Origin of the sequence: Vibrio zhanjiangensis, assembly GCF_030161235.1 — a bacterium.
Taxonomy (GTDB): Bacteria; Pseudomonadota; Gammaproteobacteria; order Enterobacterales; family Vibrionaceae; genus Vibrio; species Vibrio zhanjiangensis.
The window spans coordinates 81,453-92,423 of the sequence record NZ_BSPW01000073.1 but is presented as its reverse complement, the minus strand read 5'-3'; the positions used below and the strand labels follow the sequence as shown (position 1 = coordinate 92,423).

Sequence of the window (10,971 nt, the reverse complement as noted above, 5' to 3'; positions counted from 1 at the left end):
GTCGGAGAGACTTTACTGGGAAACTTACAAAACTGTGGCCAATTTTAGTTGACCACTACACCTCGACATCTAAGTCACAAACCATATCCCCTCAACATGGTTTACTACTCTGTCAACAGATCTTCTTTGCCGATTATCACTTCAAATATATAAAAAAAATAAATTTTTTCCGTCATAATGAATGAAAGCCATTGATAGAACGGTCTATCACAATGTCGGTAATTTGATTTAATAAGGCTCTCTAATGACTAAGCTGACCACATTTTTCTCCTGTTTACTTATATCTCTTAGTGTTTGTGCGGAAACGAGCTGGCAAGAAATAGTGCAAAAGGCCAAAGGGCAAACCGTTTACTTTCATGCATGGGGAGGTAGCCAAGAGATCAATAACTACCTTCGCTGGGCAGATCAAACATTGCAAACTCAATACGGTGTAACACTCAAGCATGTCAAAGTTACCGATATCGCAGAAACCACAGCGCGCTTACTGGCTGAAAAAGCGGCCTCAAAACATACTCAAGGCAGTGTCGATTTGGTTTGGATAAATGGAGAGAATTTTAAGTCGATGAAGCAAAACCAATTGCTCTTCGGTCCTTTCGTAGAGCGTTTACCAAACTGGACAAAAGTGGACCAAACATTGCCTATAACAAGTGATTTTTCTGAGCCTACAGAAGGCCTTGAAGCACCTTGGGGCGTCGGTCAACTTGTATTTATTCACGACAAGGTAAAATTAAACAACCCACCAACTTCGTTCAACGAACTTCTTAGCTACGCCAAAGCATTTCCAAATAAGTTAAGCTACCCTCGCCCTCCCGCTTTCCATGGAACAAGCTTTCTTAAAGCATTACTTATTGAACTCACTAACAGTGACCCCTCTCTACAAAAGCCTGTCGAAAACGTAGACTTTGATGCAGTAACACAGCCTTTATGGAAATACTTAGATGAATTTCATAAAGTGGCTTGGCGTCAAGGAAAACAATTTCCAGTAAGCGCAGCGGAAACCGTACAATTACTCGATGACGGACAATTGGATCTCGCTATCACCTTTAACCCTAACTCCGTCTATTCTGCACAAGCAAGTGGAAACCTTGCAGAAAGCACTGCGGTTTATGCAATGGATGCTGGCGCTCTGTCAAATATCCACTTTTTGGCCATTCCATGGAATGCTAACGCCAAAGAAGGGGCACTTGTCGCGATCAATTTTTTACTGGGTTCAGAGGCACAATCGAGAAAAGGCGATATTTCCATTTGGGGAGACCCTTCTGTACTCAGCAACCAATTCCTTACAGGAAGTGCCCAAAAAACCACTTTGTTTAAGTCGATTTCAGAGCCACACCCAAGCTGGCAAGCTGCCTTAGAGAGTGAATGGCAAAAGCGCTATGGTAATTAGTGTTCAATGATTTAGCCTGATGTATAGAATTATCTACTTAATATTAATCGTTATTTGCATAGTGCCGACGATTCCTGGTTTATTGGGTGTATTCCTGTCGTCATTGGGATACGTCCCTCCTGTCGGTCTTTTTGAATTGTCACTCGATAATTATGTGGCTTTTTTTTCTTGGCCGGGAATCGACAAATCAATTCTACTGACTGTGTCTAGTTCCGTAGTTAGTACTTATCTTGCGTGCATTATCTGCTTTGCAATTTTGCAAAAACTGTGGCTGGGAAAACATTGGTCGAAAGCAGAGGCATTACTTGCTCCCCTGATGGCAATGCCTCATGTCGCATTCGCTATTGGCTTTGCGTTTCTTTTCGCTCCTACCGGTATGATTTCACGCTTAATTACTCAAGCCAGTTCCTATACTCCCGACACACATAGTCCAGCATGGTTTGTACATGACCCATACGCGCTGGGACTAACGATTGCATTGACGTTGAAAGAGATCCCTTTTCTGCTTTTAATGAGCATTCCTGTACTGCAGCAACTTAAAGTCAATCAAATCCACAAAGTGTGCACCTCTTTAGGTTACACCCCTACCCAAATGTGGTGGAAAGCCATGCTTCCTCTCTGGTTAGTGAAAATGCGCTTTGCTCTTTTTGCCGTGGTTGCTTATGGGGCCTCGGTGGTGGATCTCAGCCTTATCCTAGGCCCGACGAATCCTCCCACCCTTGCTGTTTTAGTATGGCAGTGGTTCAGCAACCCAGCTCTCTCTCTCATCCCCAGAGCCGCCTCAGGAGCCGTGATGTTATTTCTCATCGCAAGTGTGCTACTCATATTCGTGGTCACAATAGAAAAGACTTTGGTTGGACCTTTTGGTAAGTGGCAGTTCTCTGGCCGCTACGGCGTCAGTCTTCCAGGTAAAAGCTTGTTCTGTTTTTCACTCGTGTTAGCGGGCATAATGTTACCTCTAATGATCATTTGGAGCTTTGCTCAGCGCTGGCGCTTCCCCGACATACTACCAACTCGTTATAGCCTTCAATTTTGGATTAACGAGTGGCACAACATCCTACCCACCGTTGGCCAAAGCCTTTTTCTCGCTTTGACCACAGCATGTACCGGATTGGTATTAAGCATTATCGCACATGAATGTCGACTAAAACTTAAAGTGCACTTACCCAAGTACATCATCGCACTGCCTATGCTGATTCCTCAGCTTTCTATCTTATTTGGCATTCAAATCACGAGCTTGTATCTGTCGGATAGCAGCTATTATATCTGGGTGATGTGGTCACATGTGTTCTTTGCCTTTCCCCTAGTTTATCTCGCTTTAGATGGTCCGTGGCAAAGCTATAACACCCAATATACCCAGATAGCACAAAGTTTAGGTCATGCTCCTATCATGGTGTTCTTTAAAGTAAAAGCCAAACTGCTACTCCCTGCCATTTGGTATGCTTGGGCGATAGGTGCAAGTGTAAGTTTGGCTCAATACTTACCCACTCTGATGCTAGGTGGCGGAAGAATCACGACCATAACAACAGAAGCTGTCGCTTTGTCGAGCGGTTTTGATAGGCGAGTCACCGCTATCTACGCCGTTTGGCAGGCACTACTGCCGTTTATTTTTTTCACGATCGCTATTGGCATGAGCGCCATTGCAAACCGCCGCCCATGCATTGAGAAAGTCAAGAAGGATAAGGTTTCACATGACGCTGTCATTAGAAAACATCGCCATCTATAAAACTAATGGAGAGGTACTCCTATCAGATGTCACATTCTCCGCATCTTGTGGAGAAGTCATTTGTTTAATGGGGCCAAGTGGCTGCGGTAAGTCGACTCTTTTGAGCCTGATTGCTGGTCACTTAAGTTCTGAATTTTGCCATTCAGGGAGCATTGAACTCAATGGTAACAATCTAGTTGTGCTAGAACCGCATCAAAGAAACATCGGCATTCTTTTTCAAGATGATCTTCTGTTTCCCCATCTGAATGTCTGGCAAAACTTAGCGTTCGCGCTACCAAATAAAGTAAAAGGAAAACAAAGATATCACGAGGCAATGTCTGCTCTCAAAAAAATAGAACTTTCACCATTAGCCGAGTCTTTTCCAGACCAAATATCAGGAGGGCAGCGAGCACGTATTAGTTTGGTCAGGATGCTGCTCGCCAAACCGGAGCTTGCTCTGCTCGATGAACCCTTTAGCAAACTGGATAAAGAACTCCGACAGCAATTTAGAGACTGGGTCATGATGCAATTATCAGAGGCGAATATTCCAACCATCATGGTGACACATGATCATGATGACATTCCCCAAAATGGTCGAGTATTTGAGTGGCCGTGGAGTCAATCTCATGCTTGATAGATTCAGTATAAAAGTCATCCGTTCTCCATTATCCTTGCTTGCCGCGGGGTTGGATAAGCTTGGTGTAACGGCAAACCAAACCACACTTTTCGGCTTTGGCTTAGGTACTCTTGCATTCCCCGCTTTGTATTTTTCTCACTTTGAATTGGCTTTGCTTTTCATTCTTCTTAACCGACTATGTGATGGTTTGGATGGGGCACTAGCACGACGCCAAGGGATCACTGATGCGGGAGGATTTTTGGACATTAGTCTAGATTTCCTCTTCTACTCTCTGATCCCATTTGGTTTTGTCGTCGCAAATCCCGAGCAAAATGCGGTAGCGGGGGCATTTCTTATTTTTTCTTTTATTGGTACAGGCTCTAGTTTTCTCGCATTTGCAGTCATGGCTGGTAAACGGGGTATTGAAAACCCCGTTTATAAACACAAGTCACTTTACTACATGAGTGGTCTGACAGAAGGCACAGAAACGATCGCCTGCTTCATTGCTATGTGTCTATTACCTCAATATTTCCCACTCATCGCGGTTATTTTTGGTATTGCATGCTGGTTTACTGCATTGACACGTATTTACTCCGGCTTTCAAACTCTTAAGTAGGACTGCCATTCTGCTCAAATAACATCACCTTGAGCGCGGCATCACTGTCTATGTCAGAGAATTCCGCTGGATTATCAAGGCGGCTTCTATATTTTAACTGCGGTGCGGCTTCTTGCATGCTGGTGATCAAGAACTCACTACCTACTTGTGGTGAGTTTACGCAAGCAAGTACCTGGCCTGTCTCGGTGAGTAACTCAGGTAGCCGGCGCAAAATTCTAATGTAGTCTTTACTCAACGCAAAACTTCCTTTCTGAAAGGAAGGAGGATCGATAATCACTAAGTCATACGGCCCTAACTTCTTTATTTTTCCCCATGACTTAAAGATATCGTAAGCTAAGAACTTCACTTCGGTCAGGTTGTGTCGATTAAGTCTATGGTTATCGCGCCCCGTATTTAAAGACGCTCTTGCCATATCCACATTGACCACTTGGGTTGCACCTCCTTCAATAGCCGCTACCGAAAATCCACATGTATAAGAAAACAGATTGAGCACCTTTTTATCGTTTGCATGGCATTTAACCCAATCTCGCCCCATACGCATATCGAGAAACAAGCCAAAATTTTGGTTTCGCCCGATATTGAGTTGGTACTTCAATCCAGACTCCACTACAACAGGCCGTTCATTCAGCTGACCAACGACAACCTCTAACGGAGAACCATCTAGATAACGATGTTGAATGGCCGCGCACGTCACCCCCTTATCACACCATAACTCAGTTTGAGATAGCGCACGGATGCCCGCCTTTAACGTTTCAATAAACTGATTATCAACCTGCTTAAACACATTAATTAAAAGCTGGCTATCGACCCAATCGCAGGTTATCTGCTCTAAACCTGCATATACTCTCCCTCTACCATGAAATAAACGCCGAACTTCATCAGGTGCATTTAATAATTCTTGAGTAATATGTGAAAAAAAAGTGGGCAGCTGCGAAGCCTGCATAGACAATTCCTATTGTTATTTTATCTGTGGCCAAGGTAAATCCCATGGGCAAAGCCAAGTTTGTATCCCGATACTGACACTCTCAGACCGCCATTTATCTCCTTGACCAACATATTCTCTGGGATCACAGACAAATCTAAAGCTTTGTCCTTGAAAATCAAACCTCAGAGCGAAAGCATGTAGATATCCTCTATCCGCCTGATTGGTGGGATTGTAGATCCTATCACCAACAATGGGGGAACCTACGGATTTAAGAGCAACACGGATTTGATGTGTTTTCCCAGTATAAGGCTTGCAAATAAAGAGACGCTCTCCGGGTTCTGAAGGAGAAGAAAAGAATTGTGTAATAGCGGGATTTGTATGAGCATTCAGTAATTTCCATGAACTCCGACGCGAGCGCTCCATATCGCCTTTAACCAGCCCCTGCTTCTTTTTGGGCTTTTTACTACCAATCGCCAAGTAGTATTTTTCAATTTTACGCTTGGCAAAGAGTTCCGATAGTTCACGAGCTGCTAAATGATTCCGCGCCAATAACAGAAGACCAGAAGTCATCTTATCCAATCGATGCACCAGATATAACTGCTGTTCATCAATGGATTTGGCGACGTCTTGCAATAGCATAGAATCGCCGTCATCTTTATGAACAGATACGTTAGGGTGTTTATTAATGACAACAAAGTCTGGGTGGCAAAAAAGAATATCAAACATAAAACAAGGCATTCTACTGGGGATTAACGAGTATACCTGCTACACCACCTAATACCAGTGCTTGATACAAAAATGGGGAGCATCATGCTCCCCAACTTCCATTGCATATGACAATACTAGATTACATTTTCTTTGAAAATAAACCCGCAATGACGAACATGCCAATCCCAATTAACATAATGGCTCCCTTGCCACTGTCAAAGCCCGATTTGATGCCCATAACAGCAACAATCGCGATAGCAACAGGGATAATATATTTAACGAGGTTGTACCAAAGACCGAACAATGGAAATGCAACTTCACCATTGTTGGTCACTTCTTTTTCAAGATCAGCTCGGTTTAAGCGCCAGCCAGCAAAGATACAAACCAACATACCACCAACCGCTAGGAAAATTTTATCCGTCAGCAGATCGAACACATCAAAAGCACCAGTGCCAAATAATGTTGGGCCTACACCGCCCAATGATAGAGAAGCGAAAACGCACAGTACTGACATAACCGTGCTTGCAGAAAGCACAGCCGTTGAACGCTTCATTCCTTTTTCATCGATTAGATAAGAAACCACGACTTCCAAAAGTGATACTGATGAAGTCAATGCTGCAACGGTCAAGCCAATAAAGAACAGTAAGGCGAGAAGAATACCGATTGCGCCACCCATTTCAGCAAATAGCTGTGGTACAACAACGAACACCAGTCCTGGTCCTGCAGCTGGTTCCATACCAAAGGCAAACATAGCAGGAAACATAGCAATACCAGCTAAAATTGCCACGCCAGTATCCATAGCAGTCACCAAGCCTGTCGTTTGGACTAGATTTTCTTTCTTCTTAAGATAAGAGCCGTAGGTCATCATGCAACCCATACCAAGACTAAGAGAGAAGAAGGCTTGACCCAAAGCGGCCAGCACAACATTGCTATCCACTTTAGAAAAATCTGGAGTAAACAAAAACTCAAGTCCCGCGCTCGCTCCCGGTAGCATAAGACCTTTTACTGACACAATAACCAAGATCAGAAAGAGCAGAGGCATTAAGATTTTACCCGCCTTCTCAATACCACCTGAAATACCTTTCATTACTATGACAACATTCATCAGGAGATAAATGCCCATCCACATAATTGGCTGGATAGGATCGGAGATAAAGCCACCAAAGCTATCACCAATGGTACTTGGCTCATTAAGTAGGCCACCACCCACTTTGAAGATGTAAGCTAAAGCCCAGCCACCAACCACAGGGTAAAATCCCATGATAAGTAAGCCACTAACAACACCCATTACCCCAGTAAACGTCCATCTACGGTCAGTAGACTTAAAGGCACCTACCGCAGACAAGCCTGTTTTTCTACCGATTGCGAATTCTGTCAGCATGACACTAAAGCCGATAAAAATGACAAAAACCAGATATATCGCAACAAATGCACCGCCTCCACTTTCGCCTGCAGTGTAGGGAAATTTCCAAATGTTACCTAAACCAACCGCAGAACCAGCAGCAGCCATCACGAAGCCTAATTTGGAACCCCAAGTATCTCGGGGTTGCGTACTTGTAGTCGTATCCACGATTACTCCATTTACTCATTAAATTGTGTTTACATACGTTAGGCGTCGAAAATTGATTGTACAAATTATTTTACACACAAAAAAGTTTTATGTGACGCTAACAAAGTGGTAAGTAAAACAGTTTAGGATTACAATTGGAAGGCCATTCTATAAAAACTAATACATAATTAACATTAAAGACAGTTGTTTGGTTGTTTTTTAGCCATCTCTTCTCTGTTATATCTATTGTTAACACATTTTTAACATTTTAAGCAAGTCATCCTAGTTATTCATCTTCTGCATCGATCACACAACACAAAGCAATCAGGTATAAATAAATGTTTATTGTTCTGGGTGCCAACTCGCTTTACTATCTAGCATGTTTTCTCATTAACCCAATTGATTGATTTAAGTAGACATTGAATGGAAAAGTTTTATCACTTTTTAACCCTCGCGGGAGTGGCCATATATTGGTTACTCGTCGCTGGTGTTACGCTACGGGTTGTCTTCCAAAGACGGGCAGTCAGTGTTTCTCTGGCTTGGTTAATGATCATTTATATCATTCCCATCGTCGGAGTCATTTGCTATTTCCTATTCGGTGAACTCAATCTAGGTAGAAAGAGAGCGGAAAGAGCGAGAGAAATGCTCACCCCTTTTGTCAATTGGTTTACCAAGCTCAACGACTGTCATGCCCATGATCCGAAAAACTTTGGTCGGCATATCTACAGAATTGATGAACTTTGTAACAACCGTCTTGGATTGCCTGCACTCAGTGGTAATACCTTGTCACTACAAAGCTCACCAGAGAAAATTCTTCACTCCATCATTGATGATATCGAGAATGCGCAAGCGAGTATTCGTATGGTATTTTACATCTGGCACCCAGGTGGCTTAGCGGATGCTGTTTCATCGGCATTGATCCAAGCAGCTAAGCGAGGTGTGGAAGTTAAATTGCTTCTCGACTCAGCAGGAAGCCCTAGATTCTTCCGCAGCCATTGGGTAAAAATGATGAAGTCATCAGGTATTGAAATAGTTCAAGCCCTTGAAGTGAGCCCTTGGAGGATATTTTTGAGACGTTTGGACTTGCGTCAGCATCGGAAAATCATTGTGATTGACGACAAAGTTGCCTACACCGGATCTATGAATCTCGTTGATCCAGCTTATTTCAAACAAGGGTCTGGCGTAGGCCAATGGATTGATATTATGGTGCGAATCACAGGTCCTACGGTCAATGTGCTGTCTGCCATACATTGTTGGGATTGGGAGGTGGAAACAGGCTCACGTGCCCTTCCTCAATTGCCAACATCTCAGTTAAGCACGTATGATGCACCTCATCCGATACAGGTTGTACCGTCAGGGCCAGGCATGCCGGATCATTTGATTTCTCAAGTACTGACTCTCGCAATTAACCAAGCCAATCAATCAGTACGGATTACTACCCCATACTTTGTTCCCAGTGCCAGTTTGCTTGAAACTTTAAAGTTGACCGCCCAACGTGGCGTTGCGGTCGAACTGATTATTCCACACAAAAACGATTCGCTAATGGTCCAGTGGGCATCACGAGCATTTTATGCCGAGCTATTAAAAGTTGGTGTTAGGATTTTTGAATTTTATGGTGGACTGCTTCATACAAAATCGGTGGTGATCGATCAACAATTCTGCCTTGTTGGCACTGTCAATATGGACATGCGAAGCCTTTGGCTCAATTTCGAACTGACACTAGCAATCGATGATCAAGACTTCACGCAACAAATGTATCGCTTACAAGAAAGTTATATCAAGTCATCGCATGAAGTCATGCTAAAGGATTGGAAAAAACGTTCGTTCTATTCTCGTTTTCTTGAACATGTTTATTACCAATTTAGCCCTTTGCTCTAGGTATCAATAGCATTAAATAATTACAAATAGCGCAATAATATAGAGAAAACCTAGCTAGCCGCTTGATATTCATGCATTGCCGTGGTTTAAATAAAGCAATGCATTTATCGATAAGGACTTCCAATGCCTAAAGGCAAGCAAACTCAATTAATCACCGCTGGACGCAAACAAAAGTGGACCAAAGGTGTGGTTAATCCCCCTATCCAACGCGCCTCGACTATTGTATTTGAAACCGTCGCCGACAAACATCATGCAACGCTAAATCGAGCGAATAAAGAACTTTTCTACGGAAGACGCGGTACTCACACTCATTTTGCGTTTCAAGAAGCAATGGTTGAAGTGGAAGGTGGTACTGGCTGCGCTTTGTATCCATGTGGCACCGCCGCGATAGCCAATTCGATACTTTCATTTATTGAAACAGGCGATCACATTTTAATGGTCGATACCTGTTATGAACCTACTCGCGATTTTTGCGATAAGGTGATGAAAAAAATGGGCGTAGAAACCACCTACTACGATCCTGTGATAGGCGAAGATATCGAAAATCTCATTCAGCCAAATACCAAAATACTTTTCTTGGAGTCGCCAGGGTCAATCACAATGGAGATTCAAGACGTCCCCACTCTGGCCCAAATCGCCCATAAACACGATATTATTGTCATGCTGGACAATACTTGGGCAGCCGGTGTGCTGTTCAACCCTTTTGAACACGGGGTCGATATCTCTATCCAAGCCGCAACGAAATATATTGTCGGTCACTCCGATGTAATGCTTGGCACTGCAGTCGCCAATCAAAACTACTGGGATCAACTCAGAGAACAAAGCTATCTCATGGGCCAGTGTGTCTCACCCGATGATGTGTATCTGGGCCTTCGCGGTTTAAGAACTCTGGATGTACGCCTGAGGCAGCATGCTGAAAACAGCTTAAAGGTCGCTAAATGGCTACAAACAAGGCCAGAGGTTGATCATGTGCGCCACCCTGCTTTAGAAACGTGCCCCGGACACGCATTTTTCCAGCGCGATTTCCAAGGAGGGAATGGCCTGTTTTCTTTTGTTCTGCACAATAGTGTTCCTGCGGCCACCACTGCCCTATTAGACGGTATGGAGCATTTCAAAATGGGCTATTCATGGGGTGGTTTCGAGAGTCTAATATTGGCTAACGAACCAAAAAGCTTTAACAAACTGAGAAGTGTTGCCAATCCAAATTTTAAAGGAACCCTAATAAGGCTGCACATCGGCTTGGAGAATGTTGACGATCTCATCGCCGATTTAGAGCAAGGTCTAGAACGCTATCAGGCAAGCATTCAAGATCAATAAACCAATCAGCAAGATGGACATAGCGATTTTAATCAGCGGACCATCTTGCCCCCTTCCAATTGATCACTTTTCTAGCAAAATATCTTGATATTGCGCCACCTTACTCCGAGTGAATGCCCAATTTCACACCAAAGAAACGAAAGCAAATTCAAATTAACACCCTGATATTATTGAATCTTTTATCAAAAAGCAAAAAAGTTAAATTAATGTTAATAGTTTGTGTTGTTTTTGTTTTTCAATCCGCAATTATCAAGGCAGAATGAAGCCTAA

General features: G+C 43.3%; 9 protein-coding genes. 6 read left to right on the top strand and 3 right to left on the bottom strand.

All coding sequences use genetic code 11. The features are described 5' to 3' along the window. Window positions 1-244 precede the first annotated feature (244 nt). The 4 genes from QQK21_RS16210 to QQK21_RS16195 are packed head-to-tail and all read left to right on the top strand — an operon-like array spanning window position 245 to window position 4,324. A complete protein-coding gene (locus tag QQK21_RS16210; RefSeq protein ID WP_284193226.1) occupies window positions 245-1,387 on the top strand; it encodes an ABC transporter substrate-binding protein in 1,143 nt (380 codons plus the stop codon). Between the two features lie 19 nt (window positions 1,388-1,406). Beyond that, the gene (locus tag QQK21_RS16205) at window positions 1,407-3,113 is read left to right on the top strand and encodes an ABC transporter permease (protein WP_284193225.1); all 1,707 of its coding nucleotides are present in this window, start codon (window positions 1,407-1,409) and stop codon (window positions 3,111-3,113) included. Continuing rightward, window positions 3,079-3,726 (top strand): ATP-binding cassette domain-containing protein, encoded by a 648-nt coding sequence (locus QQK21_RS16200; protein ID WP_284193224.1) that lies wholly within the window; start codon window positions 3,079-3,081, stop codon window positions 3,724-3,726. The genes QQK21_RS16205 and QQK21_RS16200 overlap by 35 nt, the downstream gene beginning before the upstream one ends. Further along, window positions 3,719-4,324, top strand: a complete 606-nt coding sequence (locus QQK21_RS16195; RefSeq protein ID WP_284193223.1) for a CDP-alcohol phosphatidyltransferase family protein — start codon at window positions 3,719-3,721, stop codon at window positions 4,322-4,324. The genes QQK21_RS16200 and QQK21_RS16195 overlap by 8 nt, the downstream gene beginning before the upstream one ends. Here the strand turns inward: QQK21_RS16195 and QQK21_RS16190 are convergent. The 3 genes from QQK21_RS16190 to QQK21_RS16180 form a co-directional block, all read right to left on the bottom strand. Next, window positions 4,317-5,267: a class I SAM-dependent methyltransferase gene (locus QQK21_RS16190; protein ID WP_284193222.1), complete on the bottom strand. Its 951-nt coding sequence runs from the start codon at window positions 5,265-5,267 to the stop codon at window positions 4,317-4,319. The genes QQK21_RS16195 and QQK21_RS16190 overlap by 8 nt on opposite strands. 15 nt (window positions 5,268-5,282) lie before the next feature. Next, window positions 5,283-5,975, bottom strand: coding sequence for a TIGR01621 family pseudouridine synthase (locus QQK21_RS16185; protein ID WP_284193221.1), 693 nt, complete (start codon window positions 5,973-5,975; stop codon window positions 5,283-5,285). Window positions 5,976-6,096: 121 nt separating this feature from the next. Continuing rightward, complete coding sequence (locus tag QQK21_RS16180) at window positions 6,097-7,530, bottom strand: sodium-dependent transporter (RefSeq protein ID WP_431313131.1); 1,434 nt, start codon at window positions 7,528-7,530, stop codon at window positions 6,097-6,099. A 399-nt stretch (window positions 7,531-7,929) separates the two neighbouring features. Between QQK21_RS16180 and cls the strand changes: the two genes are divergently transcribed. Both cls and QQK21_RS16170 read left to right on the top strand, forming a co-directional pair. Further along, entirely contained in the window at window positions 7,930-9,384 is a 1,455-nt protein-coding gene (gene cls / locus QQK21_RS16175) for a cardiolipin synthase (RefSeq protein ID WP_284193219.1), read from the top strand. Between the two features lie 123 nt (window positions 9,385-9,507). Then, a complete protein-coding gene (locus QQK21_RS16170; protein ID WP_284193218.1) occupies window positions 9,508-10,701 on the top strand; it encodes a cystathionine beta-lyase in 1,194 nt (397 codons plus the stop codon). Window positions 10,702-10,971 lie beyond the last annotated feature (270 nt).

What these genes read in the sequence shown, in the direction of transcription:
- QQK21_RS16205 (WP_284193225.1), top strand. Translation starts at nt 1,407, where the DNA reads ATGTATAGAATTATCTACTTAATATTAATCGTTATTTGCATAGTGCCG.
- QQK21_RS16185 (WP_284193221.1), bottom strand. Translation starts at nt 5,975, where the DNA reads ATGTTTGATATTCTTTTTTGCCACCCAGACTTTGTTGTCATTAATAAA.
- QQK21_RS16200 (WP_284193224.1), top strand. Translation starts at nt 3,079, where the DNA reads ATGACGCTGTCATTAGAAAACATCGCCATCTATAAAACTAATGGAGAG.
- QQK21_RS16170 (WP_284193218.1), top strand. Translation starts at nt 9,508, where the DNA reads ATGCCTAAAGGCAAGCAAACTCAATTAATCACCGCTGGACGCAAACAA.
- QQK21_RS16195 (WP_284193223.1), top strand. Translation starts at nt 3,719, where the DNA reads ATGCTTGATAGATTCAGTATAAAAGTCATCCGTTCTCCATTATCCTTG.
- QQK21_RS16210 (WP_284193226.1), top strand. Translation starts at nt 245, where the DNA reads ATGACTAAGCTGACCACATTTTTCTCCTGTTTACTTATATCTCTTAGT.
- QQK21_RS16190 (WP_284193222.1), bottom strand. Translation starts at nt 5,267, where the DNA reads ATGCAGGCTTCGCAGCTGCCCACTTTTTTTTCACATATTACTCAAGAA.
- cls (WP_284193219.1), top strand. Translation starts at nt 7,930, where the DNA reads ATGGAAAAGTTTTATCACTTTTTAACCCTCGCGGGAGTGGCCATATAT.